This window comes from Fusobacterium sp. (assembly GCF_032477075.1).
Lineage (GTDB): Bacteria > Fusobacteriota > Fusobacteriia > Fusobacteriales > Fusobacteriaceae > Fusobacterium_A.
In genome coordinates this window covers 1-23,471 of the sequence record NZ_JAWDXO010000034.1, presented here as the reverse complement: position 1 = coordinate 23,471, position 23,471 = coordinate 1, and the positions used below count along the sequence as shown (strand labels likewise).

Genomic DNA, 23,471 nt, shown 5'->3' with positions numbered 1-23,471 from the left:
GTTTTTTATTTTTAGCTTACCCAAATATACCTGAAATATATTTTTTAGTCCTCTCATCTCCTGGGTTATTGAATATTTTTTCTGTTGTATCAAATTCTATCAACTGACCATCTAAGAAAAAACCTGTATAATCAGATATTCTCCTAGCCTGAAAAAGATTGTGTGTAACTATAACAATTGTATATCTCTCAGCAAGCTTAAGAAGAAGCTCCTCTATCCTCATAGTATTTTGTATATCCAATGCAGAACAAGGCTCATCTAAAAGCAATATTTCTGGATCTACACTGAGACTTCTAGCAATACATAATCTCTGCTGCTGTCCTCCACTCAATTTCAAGGCAGATTTTTTTATATCATTTTTTACTTCATCATATAGCCCTACTTCTTCCAATTTCTTTTTTACCAATTTATCAAGTTCTTCTTTATTTTTTATACCATAATAAATAGGTGCATAAGTCATATTTTTATATATTGAAAAAGGAAATGGAGATGGAGTTTGAAAAACTATTCCTATTTCTTTTCTTAATTTTTCCTTATCAATATCAGCACTATTATTTCCATTAAAAAAAATTGCTCCTTCCACTTTAGAATCTTCTTCATCATTTATCATACGATTAATAGTTTTAAGAAAAGTTGATTTTCCACAACCAGAAGGGCCTATTATGGAAATTATTTTATTTTTCTTTATAGACATATTAATATTTTTTAATATTTCCTTTTCTCCATAATATACAAAAAGATTTTTTATTTCCAATATATTTTCCACTATTTCACTTCCTTTTTCTTAAAAGTATCTGACTAAGTATAATCACACTAAGTAATACCAGCATCAATACAAAAGCTGTTCCATATGCTTTCTCAGTGGATATACCCTGAGTCAAAAGTATATACAGATGATATGAAAGAGACATTGATGGTTTTGTTATATCAAAGGATACTGGAGAATTTATTACAGCCATGCAGAACATTATTGGAGATGTAGCTCCCACAGCATATCCAAATGCTAAAATAAGAGCTGATATTATTCTGTCTCTGCATAGTGGTATAACAATTTTCATTATAGTATATACTTTTGATATCCCCATAGAATATGATGCTTTTATTAAATTTTTGTCTACTTCTCTGAATGCTTTTTCTATTCTCGTTTCCACCACTGGAAATATCATTATCCCCAATGTCAGACCTCCAGAAATTATTGACCTCCCCAGTCCTAAATGCAATACAAACATTGTATACCCAAACAGCCCCAATACTATTGAAGGGACTCCTCCCATACATTGTATTATCGTCTGTATCATTGCTTTTATTTTTTTATTTTCAGTATAAAACTCTAAATGTATTCCTGTACAGATTCCAAAGATACCTGCTATAGCACAGGCAATACCTGTAGAAAGAAAACTTCCTATAATAGCTGGGGCTATTCCTCCTTCAGTTCCCAGTATCATTCCTTTAGGAACATCTGTAATAAATTCCCAGTTTATAGTATTATATCCCTTCCAAAATATATATCCAAATATATAGAGCACAAGAAATATTACTAGAAGTCCGCTTCCATATGCCCATATTCTTATTATATTTTCTTTTAGCCTCATGGCAGCCTCCTAGAGAAATTTCTTCTTCAGATAATTTATAAATATATTGATACAGAATATCATCATCATTAAAATAAATCCTGAAGCAAACAAAGCACTATAATGTAAACTTCCTACCTCTGCCATTCCCATTTCTAGAGCTATCAATGAAGATATAGTTTGAGCTTTTCCCATTAACTTAGGGAAAATAGGAGCATTTCCTATTACCATCATTACTGCCATAGTTTCTCCCATAGCTCTTCCCATTGACAATATTATACTTATGATTATACTTTTAAAAGAAAGAGGAAGTATTATTTCACTCACCATATACCATTTAGCTACTCCCATTGCATCAGATATTTTTTCGTACCTTTCTTTTGTTTCTCCCATATTTTCTTCACATACAGATATCATAAAAGGAAGTATCATAATAGAAAGAAGTATTCCACCAGCAAGAACTGTTTCTCCTGTAGCCATTCCCATGTTCTCAAAAAATTTTACAATTATTACAAGCCCCATAAACCCATAGATAACTGAAGGAACTCCAGCCAGTATATCTACATAAGGTTTTAATATATTTCTGATTCTTAGAGGAAGTACACATGAAAGAAAAATACTGCAACCTATGCCAACAGGAAGTGCAATAAGAACAGCTGTAAAAGAAACATAAAGAGTAGCAGATATAATGGGAAGTATTCCTAAATACTGCCCACTTGCAGACACAGGTTTCCATCTTTTTCCTAAAATAAATTCCTTTAATCCAATTTCTTTAAATAGAGGAAGACTCTCTTTTAATATAAAAATTATTATAAAGGAAATCATAAAAAAAGATACTAATGCTGCAATTTTTAATATGTCAGCAAATATTTTATCATATTTTTTCCAAAACAGCATTTCTCTCCTCCTTGATAAATATAAAAAATGGCTCAATATTTATAAAAATGAGCCATCCTTACATCATTTACTATTTTACAGGAATATAACCGCTTTTACTTACAGCATCCATTCCTTTTTCTGAAAATATATAATCAATAAATGCTTTTTCCTGAGGAGTAGGTTCTCCATTTTTAATAAATAATAGAGGTCTTTGAATTTTATATGTACCTGATACAATATTTTCAACAGTTGGTGCTGCACCATCTACAACTAATGCAGTTATTTTATCTTTATTTTGGTTGTACATACCAAATGAAGCATATCCAATAGCATATTTGTTTTCTACTAATTTTGCTGCCAGAGCTCCCATAGAAGGTGCTTGAATAGCATCATCTTTTACATCAGTTTTTCCCATGATTACATTTTGGAATACTTCATGAGCTCCTCCGCCAAGATCTCTAGTCACAACTATGATTTCTTTCTTTTCAAGTCTTTTGTCTATATCATTCCAGTATTTATATTCTCCAGAAAATATTTTTCTTAAAGTTTCCCCATCTATCTCTTTTGTATATTTTAATATTGGGTTTTCATTATTAACTGATACTGTTAAAGCATCTGATGCTACTACAAACTCTCTGTATTCAGGAAATTTAGCTTTTTCACTGTCTTTTACTTGTCTAGCTACCATTCCAAAATCACTTACTTTTTCAATTACACTCTTAACTCCAGCTCCTGACCCACCAGAAGATACATAAATAGCTATATTTTTATTAGGGAAGCTAGGGTCTACTTTATCCCAAGTTACATTTTCCTCTATAAAATCAGTAGATATTTTTGAAATAACAGGAGCTAGTGAAGAAGATCCATTGAACATTATTTGTGCTTTAAATTCTTCTGCAGTCAAAGTTCCAAAAGATAATCCAAATACTGCAGCTCCCAAAAGCATTTTTATTAATTTTTTTTGCATTTAAGTTCCCCCTTAATTTTGTAATTTTATTTGTTATTATATCATTTATATCATAATTTTCAACTTAATTTCTAAATCTCAGATTGATTTTTTTATAAAATTATTTATATATAACTTTAATGTAAATAACCAATAAACAAAGAAGAATCAAATTTAAGTAAATCTTTCTTTTTGCTTTCACTATGTTTATTATGTTCCCTTCTTATGAATATCTTTTTTATGTACTTATTAAAATATTATAAAAAATTTCTTTCTTTAAGAAATTGAATATAATCAACTTTTTTCAAAAATAACTTTTATACTTTTCCCATTTTTTCTATTAGCAACTATTATAGAAATCTTCTCATAATCTTTCGCATCTTTTAATAAATAATTTTATATTAATATTTTTTATTTAACATAAAAAGTAAGGTATAATATACAAAAAGCAACTACTGCTGTATAGACATAATTTTAACTCTCTGTTATTATGGTATAAAAACTGGAGGTTTAAATTATGGGATGGTTTTCTTCTAAAAAGTGTGAAACAAATATTTATGTAATATCAGAGAATGTAAACGAAAAAGTAAAATTCAATTTTATTTTTTACTCTCTTGATGAAGATACAAAAAATGATTATGAATTTTTAAAAAAAGTTAGAAATAATATTGGTAATCTAACAGAAAAATTAAAAACTCCTCAATGGGAAAAATTCAGCTCAATGCTGTGGTATAACTATGGAAAAAGCAATGGTCCTCTTGGCTCTGTCAACTGTGTAGCTGAACTTCCAGCTGATGTTTCTGAAGGAAAAATCTTATATGCTGCTATTGTAAATTTAAATAAAAAAATAGTAATTCCTGAAAATCATATTTTACCTGTTACTATTAAAAATTATGATAATATTAAAAAAGCTTCAATTGTATTTTAATATTCTCTTCAAATTAATTTTTTCTTTTTTATCAAATAAAAAAACTTATTAAATATAAGCTTATTAAAATTCTTTCAAGTCATAACTATATTTTTATTTCATATTTTGCCACATTTTTTTAATTTATATTAGACTTTCTATATATTTTTGCACTAAAAAAGAGTTGTAAATAAATAATTTCATTTACAACTCTAAGCTTTAATCTTTTATTAATATTTTTTCTATTTCAGCTATATAAATAAGATGATATCCTCCACCTTCTCCACTTGCACTATTTTTTCCACCATACCATTTTCCTGAAAATTCATCATTTCCTAAAAAATCTTCTTGTTTAAGGGGAGTAGTGCATAATTTTCTGCATGTAAAACTCATTCTTGCCTCTTCAAAATATGGAGTTTCTCCATCATGAACCACTGTAAATCCACATTTAGCTATCTTATCTTCATCTCTTCCTGATATTACCCCACAATATCCAAGCTGCTTTCTATAATTATTATCAAACACTGTTAAAGAAAATGTATCTGAGGCTTCTAAAAATTCATAAGTGTATCTTTCAGGACGCACTGCTACAAATACTACATCCTTTTTCCACATTACTCCAAAACCTCCCCACCCTACAGTCATAGTATTAACTTTTCCTTCTTTTTCTGCTGTCATTAAAAACCAGTCTTTTGAAAATAATTTAAAAGTATTCTCATTTAATTCTATTGGTTTAATCTCATGAAATGCCATTCTTTCTACTCTCCTTCTATAGTTTTCTTTATTTTTATCCTTCATATAGATATGTTTTTATCTGTTCTAAATTCATTCCAGCTATCCCCAGTTCTTCTGGTTTTCTTCCTGTAGCTCTGCAATCTTGTCCCATAGCTATACTTCCTATTGTAATTAATGAGTCCATTATAGGTGTTTTTATCCCTACCAGCTCGGCTAGTACTGACCACCCTACTAGTCCATAAGGAATATCTTCTGTGTAGTATCTATTTTTTAACCCATCAGGTCCTTTTATTTTTCCAAACTGCTCATTCTTAGTAATAGCTTCATAAATGTTAGTTTTTACACTTCCAGCTGCTGCCAATGAATCAACTACTGATACTGGTTTATATCCAAATTTTTTGATTATCTCCATTCTTTCTTCATCTAATGCTTCTGTTACCTTTCCTACACATGGAGTTATTCCTTCTTTATAGAACCAGAATTCTCCTTGCATAAGCTCTATTCTTCCAGCATTCATTATACATCCAGGCACATGAACAACAGGGTTCAATGTAAATAGTCCGCTTTCAATAACACTTTCAGCAGCTTCTACATCATAGAATTTTTTTAACTCTCTTAATACTTCTTCTGTTTTTTTAGCTGGCATTACCCCTGTTTTAACAGGTTCATGAATTCCCATTACCATAGATTCTCCAGGTCCTATTAATCTTGTATCATATGGAAGTGTATATGTTTCAGCAAATGCTACATCTTTTTTTATATTTTTTTCTTTCATTTTGTTCCAGAAAATAAGAGAACCAAATGTTCCTGCTAGAATTAATATTATCTGTCCATCTTCCAGATGATCTATTAAAAGATCTGCATAATAGCTATGTCCAAATGCTGGTACTGCCATTATTATATACTTTACTCCTTTTATAGCTTCAGCTATATCTGTAGTCACCATAGAAAGCTTTCCGATTCCTTCTCCCAATACTCCATGCTGAATTATTTCTCTAGTTTCAAAAACTTTCTGCATTTTTCCAGCAAATTTCTCATCTTCAAACATATGAACTTCAAAACCTCTTCTTGCCATATCTGCTGCAGCTGCATGTGCTCCATTTCCTCCACCTAATACTGCTACCTTTTCTTTCATACCCATTCATCCCCTTTTCTAACAATATACTTTTATATACAAACTTTTCCCTTATCTAATCTTTTTTATTTTAACATTGAAAATATTTTCTGTATAATCTATAATTTAGATATCTTGTTATATGATAAAAATATAACTAATCCATAAAAAAGGAGTGTTCTATATGAATATGCAGCATTTGAAATATGTTCTTGAAGTAAATAAAACTCGGTCAATAAATAAAGCTGCAAAAAATCTGTATATGGGGCAGCCTAATCTTAGTGCTGCTATCAAAGACTTAGAAGTAGAAATTGGTGTTTCTATTTTCTATCGTACTAAAAAAGGAGTGCAGCCCACTAGAGAAGGAGAAAAATTTCTTGCTAAGGCTGCAAAAATAATATCACAAGTAAATGAATTAGAATCTTTTTATAAAACCTCTTCAAAATCTTTAGTGTTTCTTAGTATTGCTGTTCACAGAGCTACATATATTACAATTGCTATTTCTAAATTTATAAATAATCTTGAAAATAAAAAAGATATGAATATTACATTTAATGAAACAAATTCTTTAAATGTTATAAATGAAGTGGCAAGTGGTAATGCTGAAATTGGTATTATTCGTTATCAGAATATACATGAAAGCTATTTTCTTTCATTATTGGAAAGTAAAAATATAATCTTTGAACCTCTATGGGAATTTGAAATGCTTATAACATTTTCAGACAGCCATCCTCTTGCTGCCTTAGAAAAAATACCTTTTGAAATGCTGATTGATTATATAGAAATTGTATCAGGAGATACTAAAATCCCTACTGTAAAAGATTTTGAAACTCCTGCTTCTTCTAAATGTATATATGTCTATGACAGAGGCAGCCATATAAATCTTCTGACAAATGTAAGGGGAGCTTTTATGTGGGTACCTATGCTCCCAGAATACATATTAGAAAAAAATCATCTAGTACAAAAAGTATGTACAATCCATCCAATGATTACTAGAGATATCCTTATCCACTCTGCTGAAAGGGTTAAAAGCAGCTATGCTCAAGACTTTATTCTCACTTTACATGATATTATAAAAAATATGCCAGCTTCAGATAATGAATTTCTTCTATAAGAATAGCAGAAGGCTGTAGTTAAAACTACAGCCTTAATTTTCCAATATATCATTTTGAGCTTCTTTAATTTTTATCTTTTTTCAAATGAGACTTACTCTCTACATTTAATTATTTTATAGAATCAGAATTTTAAAATTGTCAATATACAAATTTATCAAAATCTTTTCTATATTTAAAGTTACTTCTACCATACTTTATATTTTTATTTCTAAAGTATTTATTTTCCCTTTAGATATTATTTTAGTTTAATTTTTCCTAATGAAGCAAGAGTTTCTTTAGAAAGATATATCTTTGGAACTAAAACTTTTACTCCCTCTATTTCCTCTTCTACATACCATATGATATCATCTTTAAGATTGTTTATCTGTTCTTTTGTAAGAGCTACTCCAATAGATAGATTAAAATCTTCCATAGCTTTTACAGAATTATCCAATAATATCTGCATCTGTTCTTTTTCATTTGCAGCTCCATTTAAATATCTCTTTCCTGTATTTTCAAGAATAGCTCTATTTACTATTCTTGATTCATAGAATGAGTCTCCTAAAAGTCTGATATCTTTTTCAGGATTAAATCCTATTTTCCCAAATAAATAGTCTGAACCAAGATAATAACCCATATCTATAAATTTTATATTTGTTTCTATCAGATATTTAAATTCAGGATTTTTTTCATTTGAAATATAATTATTTACAACTGGTATTTCATCTTCTCCTACATTTATTTTCTCTTTTGAATTTATTGAAATATCTTTTGAATTTATCAAATCTTTGTTTACAACAAATAATTCTTTATCTTCCTCAGTAATTGTAATATAATTTTCTGTATCAATCGTTCCAATTCTTTCAACATTACTGCTGTCCAAAATTACCTGCTCCATATTTATATCTTTAATATTCACTATATTTCTCTCTTTTGATAAAATTCCATCTCCTACCTTTATAGCAGATATATTCAAGTTATTCCCTGCTGATATTTTTGTTCTCTTGTCAGTTTCTGTTACTCCATTTTCAGAATAATATTGAGAAACAATAGTAACACTCCCTGTATAGTTTCCATTTATCAATCTATATGCTGCTATATTTACATCTCTGTCTGCTAAAATATTTCCTTCTCTATTTATAATATCTCCCATAGTTTTTAAAGTAATACTTTTTCCAGATGAAATATATGCCATTGTATTTATATAATCATTTTCTGCAGTTGCATAAACTGGTATTTCCTCAATAGCAGAAGAGTTTTCTCCAAGGTTTTCAATTTGAACAGCTTCTATATAAATATCTCCTATTGACTGTATAACTCCAGTAATATTCTGAACTTTACCCTGAGCTTTTATCTCTATATTATTCCCAGAATATATTTCTCCTTTATCATTAATGAGATCTTCTTTTGAGAATATATTCATATCATTCTTTGAATATAGCAGTGAATAATTTCCATTTAATATATTTTCTGTATTTAAAATCAAATTATTTCCAGAAATTATCTGTCCATTATTTATTAGATCCTTTGAATTTATATTTAGATTATTGTGTGAAGTTAAAGCTCCATTATTAAAAATACTTTCACCAGTTATTATTGTATTATTTCCATTTCCTAAAATTAAACTGTTAAAATTATCTAGTTTTCCTAAAAGATTAACTGTGAAACTTTCTGTACTTCCTAATATATTATTATTTACTAAGTTCACTGCATTTATAGTTATATTCTTTCCACTGACAAATTTATTATTATTTAGGAAATCTCCAGATAAATTAAGCTCTATATCTCCACTATTTTCTATGTTTGTTTTTGCAATAAGAGATACTGCTGTTATTTTTAAAAGTCCATTTCCTGTGTAATTCCCTTCAAGGATAAAAGGATTAAAAATATTGAGTTCAAGCTGCCCTTGAGATTGTATCTTTCCACCTATATTTTGAATATTTTCTGCTTGAATAGACAAAACAGAATCATTATCAAATACCCTTATATCTCCAGATAAATTATTAAGGATTGCCGTATTTTTTATCTCTATATTTCTTCCTTCAATAGTTCCACCATTATTATCTAATTCTTTTAACCTTATATCTCTATCTGAAATCATACTTCCAGTATTAGAAACATTTTCTGCTGTTATATCCCCTTTCACTGAAATAATTCCTTCATTGAGGAGCTCTTTTTCAAGACTTAAATTCTCTCCAAGAATTAATTTTCCAAAAAGAAAATTCAACAGTCCTTCCCCTTGAAAGTCTTTCAAAGCAGAGATAGTTCCAGTATTTTTTACTTTAGAAGCTTTTATGTTTTCTTTCGCAATAAGCTTTCCACTATTATTTATTTCTTTAAGTGTTATGTTATTTCCCTGAATCAAGTTAGAATTTTCAATAGAATTATCAGTATCAAATTTTAAATCTCCATCTCCTATTATTCTTCCACTGTTATTGAAAAATTGAGAAGTAATATTCATATTATTTCCAGAAAATATATCTCCTTTATTCATTATATCCACTGAAATTAAATATAAATTATTTGAACTTTGAATAAGTTTAGTATTCACAATTTTGTTTCCTGAAATAGTAATACTTTTCTTACCATATATAATTCCTGAATTTGCAAGATCATAAACATTAAAAACTCCTGTGTCTGAAGTTATTGATCCATTATTTACAAGTTTTTTTCCAGTAATTAAAATTTCTAAAGCTGATATTCTGCTATTATTTAGAATGTTATCACTTAATAATTCAAGCTTGTTACCACTGCTTATATTTTTATTATTAGCTATATCTCCTGTTATCTTCATATTTAAAAGAGAAAAAATATCTCCACTATTAGTTATATTTCCTTTTATATCTGCATTTTCACTATATATATACCCAGTATTTAATATATTTCCAGATATATTTAATTCTTTTTCACTCTTTATATTTTTACTGTTGTCTATATTTCCAGTTATACTTACCAGATTTTTTCCTTGAACAGTTCCAGTATTATTTAAATCACCAGTAATATCAAGTGTATCTTCTCCTGTTATATTTCCACTGTTTTTAATCTCTTTTCCAGTAAAAATTAATTTGTCACCTGTTATATTTCCAGCATTGTCTCCAATACCATTTATAAAAAGTTGCCCTCCAGCTATAATTCCAGAACTTTCATTAACATATTTAGAAGATGTAAGAGTCAGGTAATTTTCTCCATAAATAGTTCCTTTATTCAATATTTGATTAGCATTCAGTAGAATCGTTTTACCTAAAATACTTCCGCTATTTTCCAAATAATCTGTCATTTTTAAAGTTAAAATATCAGCCTGTACAAAACCATTATTATATAGAGATTTTGATGTCATACTAATTGAAGAAGATATTATATTTTTTTCATTTAAAATATTATTTTCATTTTTTATTTCTATATTATCCGCACTTATATTTCCTTTATTTACTAGATTAGTACTTTCAATTTTCACTTTTTTATTAGCTGCTATAGTTCCTGTATTCTCTATATTTTTTGCTTTAATATTTAAATTTTCTACTGCTTTCAATGATTCACTTTTTAAATTTCCACTTAAAGTGATATCTGCATTTATTGCAGTAAGTTCTTTATTTTCCATATCTTTTGAAGATATTATTACATTATCAGCTGAAATTTTCCCTGTATTAACAATCTTCTCTTTATTAGATATATTTATATTTTTTGAAGTTATATTTCCTTTATTTTCAACATTTGAACTATTTATTTCTATATTTTTATTCGAAGATATATTTCCAGTATTCACTATATCTTTAGAGTTTATATTAATATTATTTTCTGCAATAGCTTTTTCCTGTATTCTTACATTATCTGCTTTAATTTTTATATCATTTTTAGCTTGAGCATCTTTTAATATCAAATCTCCATTGACATCTATCTCAAGATCTCCTGACCCTGCCAGCATCTCTCCCTGACTATTTACTCCAACACCTTTTTCTGTACTTTGAAGATATATTTTTCCAGCATAAAGAGACCCTAATGCTTTTGCATCCAGAGCCACTTTAGGCTTATCTCCTTCTTTCTCAGCCTTGGCTTTCACTTCTCTTGTTTCATGGTTATACTCATTTCTTCCTAAAACAACATTTACTTCTTCTCCACCATAAACTGCTCCATTCAGTTCTGCTGTCCTTGAAACAATATCTACCATTCTTACATTTTTTCCATCTATTCCCTGACTTCCTACTACTACTGTTCCATCATCTATATCAAATCCTTTTAAATCTCCAAGTTCATCTGTTATAGATTTTCCAGTTGTAAGTATTACTCTTGGGGTATTGATAAAGCCTGCTCCATTTAAATATATTCCATTTGGATTTGCTAAAATATATTCAGCTGATTTTCCAACTACCTCAGTATATCCTTCTATATTACTTCTGTTTACACCTGTAACCTCTGTCAGAATAACATCAGCTTCTCTTCCCTTCAGATTAGAGTTTCCTTGAATAATTCCTCCCAACTGAGTTTTATTATTTTCCTTACTGCTATTATTTAAGAGGACTCCTTCTTTTCCAACATTATACTCTTTAAAATAGTTGTGAGAAACTCCATTCTTATTGGGAGCATTAATATTTACTATTGGAACTCCATTTGGTGCTTTCTCTACGTTTACCTGTTGATTCCTGTTTTGATCAACTGTTTTTGCAGCTGCCATTGCTGCCTGTGTAAAGATACTAAAAAAGATGTAGGTATAGATTATCAATCTTTTCAGCAGCTTATTTTTTAATATCTCCATTTTAATCTTCCCCCTTAAAATGTCTAAAATCTAGCGCTCATACTAAAATATATTTCATGTGTATTCTTTTTTATATATGATGGAGCTGTTAAAGGTTTTGAATATGAAAAGCTCATATCAAAATTATTCAAATACATTCTCACTCCTACTGTTGCTCCACTCATCTCACTTCCATTTTTCTCATAATATTCATCTTTATATACATCTTTTACTCTCCCATAATCATAAGCAATAAATGGTTCTAAAAACCTATAGTTATATCCAATTTCATTTCTTACATAAAAACCTTTATCACCCATTATTGAATTTTCCTTAAAACCTCTTACAGTAGTATCATCCCCTATTCCTAACTTTTCAGAAGAATAAAGGATGTCATCAGAATATTGCCCACTGAAAGAGACTCTATATGAAAATCTCTGATTTTTTATCATAAATGGTCTATACCAACTCAAATCAGCAGTATATTTTTGAAATTGTGCTCTTGGAGAAGAATCTCCTTTATCTTCATCTTTTTCCGCTCCAAAGTTTTTTATTCCTTCATGATAAGTAAAGTTTCCATAAAGAACTCCTTTAAAAAATCTTCTATTATGATTTGCATCTATTTTTAATACAGAAAGTTTTCTTGAGCTTGTAATCAATTTTATCCCATCAAAATAATTCTTAGTTTCTTTATTTGTTAAAGTTACTCCTATAGAAGTTTTTCCATTACTGTTCCTGCCTATTATCCTTCTTGCAGAATAATTCATATTCTTTGAAACTCCTGTTATTTCATAGGTATGAGCAAATGACTTTATTGTAGAAAGATATTCAGAATGATCTTTTGATACTGAAAATTCCCAATATTTTATTGGTACTCTGTAATAGAAAGAGAAGTTTTCATTATCTTTATACCTTCTGTTACTTCCAAGTTTTCGCTGATAAGTACTTATAAAAGTATCATTTATACCTGCAATATCTTCAAAAATAAGAGAGAATTTTATTCTGTCCTTACCAGTAGAATTCTGACCCAAATCATTATAATTTACAACTCCAGATATCTTTTTTCTTTTATGATTATCTACTTCTACTATGCTTCCTCCCAGCTCATTTCCTGCTGTAATATCTAATCTTGCATTATTTGAAGAAACTGAATTGAGATTGTCTATCCCTTGATCAAGATCATTTATATTTAATACTTTTCCTTTAGAGATAGGAAAAGAGGTAAAAATTTTTAGTTTTTTCTTATTTTTTTCATCTTTAAATCTAATTTCTTCTAGATGACCTTCTATTACCTTTAAAAATATTTCTCCTTCTGGAATCTTTGATTTCTCCATATCTATTTTTACTCTAACAGAAATATAACCACCTTCAAGATATAGATTTTCAAGTTCTTTCATCAGATTTAATATATTTTTTCCACCTTTTTTACCTATATATCTTTTTTTTAAAACTTCAATTTCAGATTTTTTTAATATAGTATTTCCTTCAATAACAATATTTCTTATTTCACTCCCCATAGCCTGGACATCTTCTTCTATCTCATTTAATTTGACTTTATCTTTCAGTTCATTTTTTTCTAACTTCCTTATTTCTTCTGACTGCCTTCTTCTTTCTTCCCGGATTAATTCTTGTTGATTAGCATGAGCACAATAACTAAACACTAGAAAAAGCCAAAAACATATCCCCTTGATTTTCATCAGATCTCTCCCAGCAAAACTTTTAATGCATGTCCTTTCTATAACTTTATTATATTTTTTTATATTATTCAAAAAATCTTATTTCATTTATTTCTGTAAAATTCTTTTTTTATATATTTCTTTTATCATTAATTCACATTTTAATTCATCATTTTTACAAACTATATTCTAAATGTATATTTTAAATATTATCATTTTTTAATTGTTTTATGTATAAAAATATTATATCATATACTTTTTTTAATTATTAAACTTCTTGTAATCATACTTTTTTGAACTATACAAATTCTAAATCACTTTAATTATATAAATATATAATTTAAATTGTATATTTTATGTATAAAAAATAAGTTCTTGCAAATAAATAATTATAAGGAAATAAATTAAAATAAAATTTATTTGATTTGTTATAAAATAATTAAAAATGAAAGGAAAGAAAAAAGAGGGCAACAGTAAGTTAGCTCCTCTTTACATTTCTATTGCAATAGCTCTGATAGGGCAGCCATCCACAGCTATTTTTAATGGCATACATGAAAAATAAAATTCTTTTTCTAAAAGATTTTCTAATTTACATAAATTTTCCACTATTATCTTATCACTTTTTAAAAGTATATTATGATTTTCTAATTCTTTTGAAACATAGCTGTCTGGTGAAATACAATCTATCCCAATTCCTTTTAAATGTGAGTTTGCTATTTTTTCAGCTGACCTTTTTGAAATAACTGGATAATTTTTGAAGTATTTTTCTTCATTCCAATATTTATCCCAACCAGTATAAATTAATAAATAATCAATGTTTTTTAATAATTTAAAATCAAGAGTATCTAAATTCTTAAAGAAAATACACAACCCTTTTCCAAAAAAGGTATCAATGGAAAAATCACAGATATTTTTTCCATTTTCCAAGATATGAAAGGGAGTATCTAAATGAGTTCCAAGATGCGAAGTAAGACCCAAATCAACTATGTTTACTCCATCTTTTTTATAAGAAAAAAGCTGCTTTATATCAGGTTTTTCCATCTCACAATATACTGGCATATTATTTTCTATTTTGTGTGTTAAATCATATATTTTCATATTTCCTCACTATCTTTTTATTTAATTATTTTATATCAAATATAAATATATAATTCTATATGATAAAATTATAGTATAATGAGAAAGGAAAATCAAAATATATTTAGTAAAAAAGAAGGAAGAACTATTTTAGAAAGTTATTAATTTTGAAATAGTTAACCAGGAAATATTCTTCTTAATTTTTAACAATATATTAAAATTAATTTATTAAAGGAGAAATTAAAATGAAGGTAATGTTACTAAATGGAAGCCCAAACGAGAAAGGATGTACTTATACTGCATTGAGAGAAGTAGAGAAAGTCCTAAACAAACATGAAATAGAAACAGAGATTGTGTACCTTGGAAAAAAACCTATTGCTGGATGTATTGCCTGCTCTAAATGCTTTGAAACAGGAAAATGTATCTGGAATGATAAAGTAAATGAAATAACAGAAAGATCAGCTGAAATAGATGGGCTGATTATTGGTTCACCAGTATATTATGCAAGTGCTAATGGAAGTTTAACTGCATTTTTAGACAGATTATTCTTTTCAGCAGGAGAAAAAATGGCTGGAAAATTAGGAGCTTCTATAGTTTCCTGTCGCCGTGCAGGCTCTACAGCTGCATTTGATCAGCTAAATAAGTATTTTACAATCAGTAATATGCCTATTGTTTCATCTAATTATTGGAACCAAGTACATGGATTTACTCCAGAAGATGTAATGCAAGATAAAGAAGGATTACAAATAATGCGTACTCTTGGTGAAAATATGGCATGGTTGTTAAAATGTATAGAAGCTGGGAAAAAAATGAATATACCAAACCCAGAATATGAAGAGAAAATAATGACTAATTTTATTAAATAACAATTCTAAATGACAAAATTTTTATCTTTAGAATTACTATTTTCCTATCTAATTTAAACTTAATTTAAAATATATAGCCCATGTAATTTAGAATTTTTATTCTTAAAATTATATGGGCTATATATTTTTTAATATCATACTTTTCTTTTTAAACTATTCAATTTTTAAAATTTATTTATATAAAAAAATCGTTTATCTCTTTCTGCTTCATTTTATAAACTTTTATGAAAGTTGCATTTAATAACACTTCCACTAAATAAAAATTCCAACTAATAATTCTTATTTGATTACTATACTTTAACTTTTATATTTTTTTAATAAATACCTTTAATAAAATATAATTATAAAATAATTAACTCTAAACATGCTATATAAATCAATTTTTGTTAATAAATTGTCTGAAAAAAAGGAAAATGAAATTATTAAAGAATAACAATATATATCATTTTGAAGTATTTTAATATACAAATAAAAAATAAAGGAGGCAACAAAATGAAAAAAATAACAATAATTTTATCTACATTAATGATTATGATTTGCTCAAATGGAGTTATATATGCAGAGGCAGGTGAAGGAAAACCTGTAGAAATGGGTATGCCAAAAAAAGAAATGAATATGCAAAAAGAAAATAAGGATGAAAGAAGATATGATTTTACTAAAAAAGCAGATAATGAAAATAATACTTCCAAAGAAACAAAGTGGGAAAGAAGTCATGAAACAGCTCATGAAATAAGTGAAGAGAACCAAAATTAATATAATTAATATTTAAAATAATGGATCTCATATCTGCTTTGTGTATATCTATGGAGAAAAGGAAATTTATTTAGATTTAGTAGAATAGCTATAAAAAATATCCCTTCATTATCCAAAGAAGATGGACTTAAATTTAAATAGCCTAGTAACAACTAGGCTATTTAAAAATTTTTAAAATCTATATCCAATTCCAATTCCAACATTAACATTCTCTTGTTTGTTTTTTCCTTGCTGAATACCAGCATTAACATTGTATGATACTCCATTTTTATTTTCTACTTGTACTTTTAAATTGATGTAATATGAATCATCATTCAAATTACTGCCTAAAAAATTAAAATTTGTACTATCTTTCATTTTTCCTGTTAATTCTTTGTTTTCAGAACCTAAGTTTTTGCTATATCCTACACCAAGAGTAGTAGTAACTACTGATTTATTAAGTGGAATAGATTTGGAAAAATTCATTCCTAAATCAATCTGTGGTACAGAATAATTTTTTCTGTCTACATCAATAGCTAATGAATTATTTTTTTCTGAAACCTTTTTCTGATTAATAAAAGTTTGAGAAAGTCTTATATTTGGTTCAATTATAAATCCATTTTCAAATTGAAATGTATATTTACCATCTAAATACATATCAAAAGAGTGAGTTTTAACATCTCCATAATTAATTATTGTCTGATAATTATTTCTAATATTCCTATTAACTTCATAACTTCCATATTGATATCCAACTCCAGTAGTAAAAGTAAAGTTACTAATTTCTTTCCTACCAAATATTCCAGTATAATAAGTATTTCCTTTCACATTTGAATCATTAGATATTGATAACTTTTGGTGAGAACCTCCCATTGCTATTCCTAAAGATAAACTTTCATTTATCCCATATTCCGCAGTAGCTAATATACTTGTAGTATCTAACTTTTTATGATAACTATCACTAAAAGACTCAACACCATATTTATAAGATCTTTTATTATTTTTATACTTATCCCTTGAATTTGTTACTTGTCCTGATGTTATCCACTGATTTTCATCAGGTGCTTTATTGTTGAAAATATTTTTTCTGTATAATCTTGTACTCTCTAACGATATATTCCCAATAAAACTATAAGGGTTATTTGCATATATCTGATCTAATAATGATAATAAACTTTTTTTAGCATCTTCTGATATTTTATCTTCAATATTAGTAGTAGGGTCAAGATTTGGTAATTGATTGCCATTTACTATTGAATCATATATAGGTCCCAAATCATTTTTTATATCATTAGGTTCTTCTGGGTCTATAATTGGAGGATCTGGGTCTATAACCGGAGGTTTTGGATCAACAACTGGAGGTTTTGGCTCTATAATTGGCGGAGTGAAAATATCATCAATTTTTTTTATATCAATAATAATGTCATTTCCTTCTTTTCGAGCTGTATTTACTATACTAGTTGTCCCAAGATTCCAGTCATTTATCTCACTGATATCAGTACCATCCATAGCAATAATAGTTCCTTGTGCCAGTCCATTAGTTTTAAAAATTAATTTAGCATATTCTGCATCTACTGTTCCCCAATCAGCATTGGGTATTTCTTCAGGAATATTTCCAATAACATCTATTTTTCCAACATGTGAATATAAAGCATGTCCTGTTATTCTGTTAGTATCATCTCTTTTCGTTCCATCGACTCTTACTACTAATTTTCCTTTTTCTATTCTTATATCTCCTGAATTTATCTGAGAACTTTCATGTAAAGTAACATTACTTTCTATATGTATGTTTTGAAAGTTACTAATATTGTGAAATATATTTAAACTATTGGAATCATTACTTTTAGAAAGCTGATTAGTTTCAGAATTCCCTAAATAAATAGTATTAAATTTTCCGTTAGAAATTATATCACCATTCAATTGAACAAAATTGCCTATAGAAATAGTAGAATTATTCCCATTGATACCTATTTTTCCGTTAACAATAGAAATCCCTGTCAAACTAAGATCTGAATTACTTTGTATTTTTATGATGTCTTTGTCATTATTAATACCACCACCATTAAAAATGGTATTATATGCATCCACTTGAGCATCCATATTCATATAAAGAGCTGTTCCATATGCATTAACTATAGAGTCTGATAAATGTAAACTGACAGACTTGTCAATGTTTAGTGTACTATTATTAATACCAGCACCATTAATTATTTTATCAGAGAACTTACCAGCAGAGTCAACAGTAATGAAGCTATCCATACCATCATCTGAAAGTTTAGCATTAATAATATTGTCAGGTCTATTTTGATTTATGCCATTTGTTACATTAATTATATTTCCAGAATCATCTATATTGATGTATATCCCATTATTATTATTTTCTTTTATTTCATTAGAAATAATAATGTTTTGACCTATTATGATTCCATTATTATTTAAAACTTCAATATTTTCAATTTCAATTCCATTTTTATTTCCTTTAATAACACCACTATTATTAATTAAATTTACATTACTGCCACCTATTCCATTCCCATACCATTGAGATGAATGTTCTGCAGCTTCATAATCTGAGTTACCAGAGATAGTTCCATTATTATTAAGCTCTGTTATGTAATGGACAAAAACTCCATTTCCACTTTGCATAGCAATAATTTCACCTTTGTTATTTTCTCTATAATGATGAGTTTTACCTTCAATAATCCCATTATTTTCAATAATATCAACATTATTATAACTTCCATAAACTCCATTTCCAGAATACACAAAATATCCACCATAATTCTCTGCTAAAGTATAGTTACTAAGTGCAAGATTACCACTTATAATTCCATTGTTATATAATTCTTTCATGTTAAATGAAAAAATCCCATTAGCAGTACTAGAAATTGATGAATTAAAATCATTAATAGTAGAAAAATTTTGATTTATAATAAGATTTCCTATTATATTTCCGCTATTAGCAGTTGTATGAAAATCACTTTGAATTCCATTGGTATTATAACTTGTAGAAGTACCTATAACATATTCTTCCTGGCTATAACGGTTAATATAGCTATTTCCTATTATATTTCCAGTATTAATTATACTTTTAGTAAAATAGCTGTATACTCCATTACCTGCGTATGAAGCGTTTATATATGGAGTTTCTTCATCAGCATATATACCTCCTTGTATATAACCAGAATTATTTAGTGTTTTAATATTACCAAGCATCATATGAATTCCATTACCTGCATTATAAATATAGCTGTCTGGTAGGTTATTATATTTTTTTACTATCCCTTCTATGAGACCATTATTATTTATAACAATGTTATTCATTAAATCCAAAATAATAATCCCATTACCTGCATTCATTACCATACTGCCACCTGATTCAGGGTCATAATTTTCCCCATAGTGAGTCACAGCAAGAGTACCATTATTTATTAAGTGTGTATTATCCTTATCAATAACAGATTGAGCTTTGTTGCTTTCATCAGAATGATTATAGTAAATAAAGTCATTATTAATATGATTTTCTTCAATAGTAGCACCAAAGGAGAATTTTGTTAGCATTAAAAAATAACCAATTAAAAAAATATTTTTTTTGTATTTTCTCATACTATTGTTGAGAATATTTTTTATAAACACTTGTCCTCCTTCAAATTAATCATTTATAAATTTGTATAAATTACAAATTTAGTATAAAATTAATTTTATACTATTTTTCATAAAAAGTCAAGATTTTTTTCTAATAGTAAACAGTATAAATAAATTAAATAATAAACTCAACTAAAGATGTTAATAATATTAAATGAATTAATTAAACAAGTTCTTAAAATGACTTCTTAATTTTAAAAATGTTCTTCTCTCACTTAAAAAAATTGAATAGGATTTAAGAGAAATATATTATAGCTGTAAAGAAAATACAAGAAAAAGCATATCAAGATATGATAAAATGTATATAAAACAAAGAATCTAAAAGAATTTTATTAATAAAATATCTGTTACAAATAAAATTTTTTAAAGTTATAATTTTTAAAAATATTTTATGTGATATTATTATTTCTAAATTAAAGGAGGAAAAATGACTTTATTTGATTTTATATTAAGACTGCTTTTATCTTCATTTTTAGGATTTTTAATTGGGCTGGAAAGACAAATAACTGGGCATACTATAGGAGTAAAAACCAATGTACTTGTCTGTTTAGGAACAACTATGTTTATTCTGTATCCTCTTTCTATTAATTCTAATGATACAGTCAGAATGGGAGCACAAATAGTTACAGGAGTAGGTTTTTTGGGAAGTGGTATAATATTTAAAAATGAAATTGGTATAAGAGGAATAAATACAGCTGCAACTATTTGGTGTACTGCTGCTATTGGAATTCTTTCTGGTTCTGGTAATCATAATTATGCTATAATTGCTACTATTATTTTAACATTGAGCAATATACTTTTACAGTTTTTATCTAGAAAAATTAAAGTATTTAATTTTTTTGATGACTCAGAAAATTATTATCAAATTTCTTTTACTTGTTTAGAAAAAGACGAATTTAATTTTAGAGCTGGAATACTGAAAAAAATTAAAAGTAAAGATTTTTTGTTAATTGATCTAAAAGGTGATCAAATAAATGAAGAAAAAATTCAAATAAAAGCAACATTATTTTCTAAAGGAAAAAAGGATAATTTATTAGAATCTTTTGTTAGGGAATTAGGACTGGAAGAAGGGGTAAGTGACATAGGTTGGAAACTATTAGAAAATCTATAAGAATAGTTTCATTATTCCTTAAAAAGTAGTAAATTTAAAAATTAATTAATAAAAAAATATAATAAGATACCAAAAGAAAAAATGAGTAGCCTAAAATTAATTAGGCTACCTATAAAACATTAATTTTATCTATTATATGGAACTTTTTTCAGCTTTACTGGTACTCTATTTAACAAAATCCATTTTGTACAAAGCTCTGTTAATTTATCAAAATCTTTTTCTTGTACTGTATCTTTTTTTATTTTCAAAATAATATTTTTTATCTTTTTATTTTCTTCTTCTGATAGTAAATTTCCATATGTAAGTAAATATTTTCTCAACTCTTTGCACATCAATTCAAAATCATTATCCCAATTTATTCTTCCATTATCTAAAATCTCATGTTCCAATCTACCACAAATTCTAATTACCTCTCCTTGAATTGTTATAGCTTTTCCTTGTTTTGGAACCAGTAGTTTCCATAATTCTTTATATTGGTCCAACCAGTTATCTGATGCTTTTACTACAATTTCTGATTTTCCATCATGTAGAGGTATATCTAATATTGGTACTTTTCTTTCAGGTTTAGGAGGCAGTTTTCCTTCTGCTTTTAATTTAGCTTCATATTCATTTAAAAAATCTCTTACATCCTTTCTTTCTTCAAGTTTTGACTTATTCAACATATCTAAGTAAGGTTCACCTGTTACATTATCCGTAATATATATATCTGCCCCATGCTGAAGAAATAACTCTACCAATTCTTTATTGAAAGGGTATATACAGCAAGCCATTTTAAATGGAATCAAGCTTCCTTTAATATCTCTTGCATTTGGGTCTGCTCCTGCTTCTAATAATATTTTGGCTGCTTCTATATTTTTTCCTCTCATTGCATAATGAAGTGGTGTCATCCCATAATAATCTTTTGCTGTTGGAGATACTCCTTTCTCTATTAGATACTTTACTGTTTTTATAGGAGTATCATTTGGCATGCTTTTTAATACCTCATGTAGCCAGTTTGCTTTAGAATCTGTTATTTCAAAAATATCTACTTTTTTACTTTTAAATATTTCATCTACTTTTTCTAAATCACCAACACGTAACGTTTTGTATGCTTCAAAGCTAATTTCAAATTTTTCTTTTTCTAGTTCTTCCTTCTCTTTTTTTGTCATTCTATTTCTACTCCTTTAAGAAATTTTTCATATCCTCTACAATATCTTTTTCTAAACTATTTCCAGGTTTTTCATTTTTATGACTTACATTTTCATCATGATTTTCATATTGGAATATATTATCTCTGCTATTTACATATTGATTAAATGTTTTTTGATCCATTCCTAATGACTCTGCTGCTTTTATTAACCTTCTATTTTCCCAACTATATATATGTCCATAATCTATTGGTCCTTGAATTATTTCATCAGTTTCATTATATGTAAATGTTCCATCACCATTATCAGTATATCTAGCAGTAATTTTATCTTTTGTTGCTTTTGTTAATGGAGGTCTTGTTAATCCAGTTTGGATAATTCCTCCTGTTCCTGGAGAAGATACAGCTTTTTTCTCTCCACCTTCAAATAAGAAAAATTCTTTATTATTTACAAATATGACTTTTCCATCTTCTGTGTAACCTGCCTGTTTATACTCTCCTCCTTTAGGACCTACGACAGTTCCATCTTCATTTAATGTATAATCTTTTGGCATATCAGTATTTTTTACTTCTAATGTCCCTTCAGCAGTTATAAAATAAATGTGATTGTTATTCAGCTTTGGTGGATTTTTATCTGCTGTAGTTAAATCATCTTTATCTTTTGCTTCTGGAAGTGGATCTACCATTGGTCTTTCAAATTCTTTTCCATCATCTAGCGATGTTGGTGGAAGTATAAGTATTTCTTCTGGTAATTTACCTGTATTTCCTGTATGAGTAGGTAATTCAACAGGTTTTGAACCTGGAAATGTTAGCGTATCATCAATACCTTTTCCTGTTCCAATTGCAATATCTTTTATTCCTATTTTATCAGTTAAAAATGTTTCTAAGGAAGCTTGGTAAAATTCTGCATAAGCTATTCCTTTATTTTTCTTAGCTTCCCATTCTTCTTTTAAGTCTTCTTCAAACTTACTCCAAGCTCTTTTACCTTCTTCTGAATTTAAATATTCCTCTGTTTTTTGTCCAGAATAGTAACTCCCTATTAAAACTACTCCACCTATTATTATTGTGGTTGTTAATGCCAAGTTTTCTTTATATTCATCAGGAATTCTATTTTCTAACTCTTTTGATTCTTCCAGACTTGGTAGATCCTTATACTTATCTTTGATTGAAGCTAGATATTCATTGTAGTCTTTTTCTTCTCCTGCCTTTATTTCTTCTATTTTATTTCCTACATTATCTGCTGTTTTTTCATCTTTATCATAT

17 protein-coding genes are annotated in these 23,471 nt (G+C 27.6%); 5 read left to right on the top strand and 12 right to left on the bottom strand.

Annotated features, from left to right (window positions below):
* Positions 1-16 precede the first annotated feature (16 nt).
* The 4 genes from pstB to E6771_RS12660 form a co-directional block, all read right to left on the bottom strand.
* Positions 17-766, bottom strand: a complete 750-nt coding sequence (gene pstB, locus E6771_RS12675) for a phosphate ABC transporter ATP-binding protein PstB (protein ID WP_316091706.1) — start codon at positions 764-766, stop codon at positions 17-19.
* A gap of 4 nt (positions 767-770) precedes the next feature.
* A complete protein-coding gene (locus E6771_RS12670) occupies positions 771-1,592 on the bottom strand; it encodes a PstA family ABC transporter permease (protein WP_316091705.1) in 822 nt (273 codons plus the stop codon).
* Between the two features lie 9 nt (positions 1,593-1,601).
* Positions 1,602-2,468 (bottom strand): phosphate ABC transporter permease subunit PstC, encoded by an 867-nt coding sequence (gene pstC / locus E6771_RS12665; RefSeq protein WP_316091704.1) that lies wholly within the window; start codon positions 2,466-2,468, stop codon positions 1,602-1,604.
* 70 nt (positions 2,469-2,538) lie between these two features.
* Positions 2,539-3,417, bottom strand: coding sequence for a phosphate ABC transporter substrate-binding protein (locus E6771_RS12660; RefSeq protein WP_316091703.1), 879 nt, complete (start codon positions 3,415-3,417; stop codon positions 2,539-2,541).
* Between the two features lie 496 nt (positions 3,418-3,913).
* Here E6771_RS12660 and E6771_RS12655 point away from each other — a divergent pair, with 496 nt between their 5' ends.
* The gene (locus tag E6771_RS12655; RefSeq protein WP_316091702.1) at positions 3,914-4,324 is read left to right on the top strand and encodes a hypothetical protein; all 411 of its coding nucleotides are present in this window, start codon (positions 3,914-3,916) and stop codon (positions 4,322-4,324) included.
* A 198-nt stretch (positions 4,325-4,522) separates the two neighbouring features.
* On the opposite strand, the gene E6771_RS12650 is transcribed toward E6771_RS12655, so the two are convergent.
* Positions 4,523-5,101: a flavin reductase family protein gene (locus tag E6771_RS12650; protein ID WP_316091701.1), complete on the bottom strand. Its 579-nt coding sequence runs from the start codon at positions 5,099-5,101 to the stop codon at positions 4,523-4,525.
* The gene (locus E6771_RS12645; RefSeq protein ID WP_316091699.1) at positions 5,091-6,173 is read right to left on the bottom strand and encodes an NAD/NADP octopine/nopaline dehydrogenase family protein; all 1,083 of its coding nucleotides are present in this window, start codon (positions 6,171-6,173) and stop codon (positions 5,091-5,093) included. Before E6771_RS12645 ends, E6771_RS12650 begins: the two co-directional genes overlap by 11 nt.
* 163 nt (positions 6,174-6,336) lie before the next feature.
* Here E6771_RS12645 and E6771_RS12640 point away from each other — a divergent pair, with 163 nt between their 5' ends.
* On the top strand, positions 6,337-7,266 hold the full coding sequence (locus E6771_RS12640) for a LysR family transcriptional regulator (protein ID WP_316091698.1): 930 nt from the start codon (positions 6,337-6,339) through the stop codon (positions 7,264-7,266).
* A 236-nt stretch (positions 7,267-7,502) separates the two neighbouring features.
* On the opposite strand, the gene E6771_RS12635 is transcribed toward E6771_RS12640, so the two are convergent.
* The 3 genes from E6771_RS12635 to E6771_RS12625 all read right to left on the bottom strand — a co-directional run bounded on the left by E6771_RS12635 (position 7,503) and on the right by E6771_RS12625 (position 14,749).
* Positions 7,503-11,996 carry a filamentous hemagglutinin N-terminal domain-containing protein gene (locus E6771_RS12635; protein WP_316091697.1) on the bottom strand — a complete coding sequence of 1,498 codons (4,494 nt, stop codon included), beginning with the start codon at positions 11,994-11,996 and terminating at the stop codon, positions 7,503-7,505.
* 23 nt (positions 11,997-12,019) lie between these two features.
* Complete coding sequence (locus tag E6771_RS12630; protein WP_316091696.1) at positions 12,020-13,672, bottom strand: ShlB/FhaC/HecB family hemolysin secretion/activation protein; 1,653 nt, start codon at positions 13,670-13,672, stop codon at positions 12,020-12,022.
* A 468-nt stretch (positions 13,673-14,140) separates the two neighbouring features.
* A complete protein-coding gene (locus E6771_RS12625) occupies positions 14,141-14,749 on the bottom strand; it encodes a cyclase family protein (protein WP_316091695.1) in 609 nt (202 codons plus the stop codon).
* Positions 14,750-14,973: 224 nt separating this feature from the next.
* Between E6771_RS12625 and E6771_RS12620 the strand changes: the two genes are divergently transcribed.
* Complete coding sequence (locus E6771_RS12620; RefSeq protein WP_316091694.1) at positions 14,974-15,594, top strand: flavodoxin family protein; 621 nt, start codon at positions 14,974-14,976, stop codon at positions 15,592-15,594.
* 492 nt (positions 15,595-16,086) lie between these two features.
* Entirely contained in the window at positions 16,087-16,347 is a 261-nt protein-coding gene (locus tag E6771_RS12615; protein WP_316091693.1) for a hypothetical protein, read from the top strand.
* Between the two features lie 171 nt (positions 16,348-16,518).
* Here the strand turns inward: E6771_RS12615 and E6771_RS12610 are convergent, their stop codons facing one another.
* Positions 16,519-19,932 carry an autotransporter outer membrane beta-barrel domain-containing protein gene (locus E6771_RS12610; protein ID WP_316091692.1) on the bottom strand — a complete coding sequence of 1,138 codons (3,414 nt, stop codon included), beginning with the start codon at positions 19,930-19,932 and terminating at the stop codon, positions 16,519-16,521.
* Between the two features lie 466 nt (positions 19,933-20,398).
* On the opposite strand from E6771_RS12610, the gene E6771_RS12605 reads away from it, so the two are divergent.
* On the top strand, positions 20,399-21,082 hold the full coding sequence (locus tag E6771_RS12605; protein WP_316091691.1) for an MgtC/SapB family protein: 684 nt from the start codon (positions 20,399-20,401) through the stop codon (positions 21,080-21,082).
* A gap of 125 nt (positions 21,083-21,207) precedes the next feature.
* Here the strand turns inward: E6771_RS12605 and E6771_RS12600 are convergent, their stop codons facing one another.
* Together E6771_RS12600 and E6771_RS12595 are read right to left on the bottom strand one after the other, a co-directional pair.
* The gene (locus E6771_RS12600; protein WP_316091689.1) at positions 21,208-22,230 is read right to left on the bottom strand and encodes an ankyrin repeat domain-containing protein; all 1,023 of its coding nucleotides are present in this window, start codon (positions 22,228-22,230) and stop codon (positions 21,208-21,210) included.
* A gap of 7 nt (positions 22,231-22,237) precedes the next feature.
* Positions 22,238-23,471, bottom strand: a 1,234-nt coding sequence (locus tag E6771_RS12595; RefSeq protein WP_316091688.1) for a GH-E family nuclease, incomplete at its 5' end; no start/stop codon positions are given.

Excerpts from the sequence above, each read along its gene's own strand:
- E6771_RS12670 (WP_316091705.1), bottom strand. The coding sequence starts at position 1,592 with ATGAGGCTAAAAGAAAATATAATAAGAATATGGGCATATGGAAGCGGA.
- pstC (WP_316091704.1), bottom strand. The coding sequence starts at position 2,468 with ATGCTGTTTTGGAAAAAATATGATAAAATATTTGCTGACATATTAAAA.
- E6771_RS12660 (WP_316091703.1), bottom strand. The coding sequence starts at position 3,417 with ATGCAAAAAAAATTAATAAAAATGCTTTTGGGAGCTGCAGTATTTGGA.
- E6771_RS12655 (WP_316091702.1), top strand. The coding sequence starts at position 3,914 with ATGGGATGGTTTTCTTCTAAAAAGTGTGAAACAAATATTTATGTAATA.
- E6771_RS12650 (WP_316091701.1), bottom strand. The coding sequence starts at position 5,101 with ATGAAGGATAAAAATAAAGAAAACTATAGAAGGAGAGTAGAAAGAATG.
- E6771_RS12645 (WP_316091699.1), bottom strand. The coding sequence starts at position 6,173 with ATGAAAGAAAAGGTAGCAGTATTAGGTGGAGGAAATGGAGCACATGCA.
- E6771_RS12640 (WP_316091698.1), top strand. The coding sequence starts at position 6,337 with ATGAATATGCAGCATTTGAAATATGTTCTTGAAGTAAATAAAACTCGG.
- E6771_RS12635 (WP_316091697.1), bottom strand. The coding sequence starts at position 11,996 with ATGGAGATATTAAAAAATAAGCTGCTGAAAAGATTGATAATCTATACC.
- E6771_RS12630 (WP_316091696.1), bottom strand. The coding sequence starts at position 13,672 with ATGAAAATCAAGGGGATATGTTTTTGGCTTTTTCTAGTGTTTAGTTAT.
- E6771_RS12625 (WP_316091695.1), bottom strand. The coding sequence starts at position 14,749 with ATGAAAATATATGATTTAACACACAAAATAGAAAATAATATGCCAGTA.
- E6771_RS12620 (WP_316091694.1), top strand. The coding sequence starts at position 14,974 with ATGAAGGTAATGTTACTAAATGGAAGCCCAAACGAGAAAGGATGTACT.
- E6771_RS12615 (WP_316091693.1), top strand. The coding sequence starts at position 16,087 with ATGAAAAAAATAACAATAATTTTATCTACATTAATGATTATGATTTGC.
- E6771_RS12610 (WP_316091692.1), bottom strand. The coding sequence starts at position 19,932 with ATGAGAAAATACAAAAAAAATATTTTTTTAATTGGTTATTTTTTAATG.
- E6771_RS12605 (WP_316091691.1), top strand. The coding sequence starts at position 20,399 with ATGACTTTATTTGATTTTATATTAAGACTGCTTTTATCTTCATTTTTA.
- E6771_RS12600 (WP_316091689.1), bottom strand. The coding sequence starts at position 22,230 with ATGACAAAAAAAGAGAAGGAAGAACTAGAAAAAGAAAAATTTGAAATT.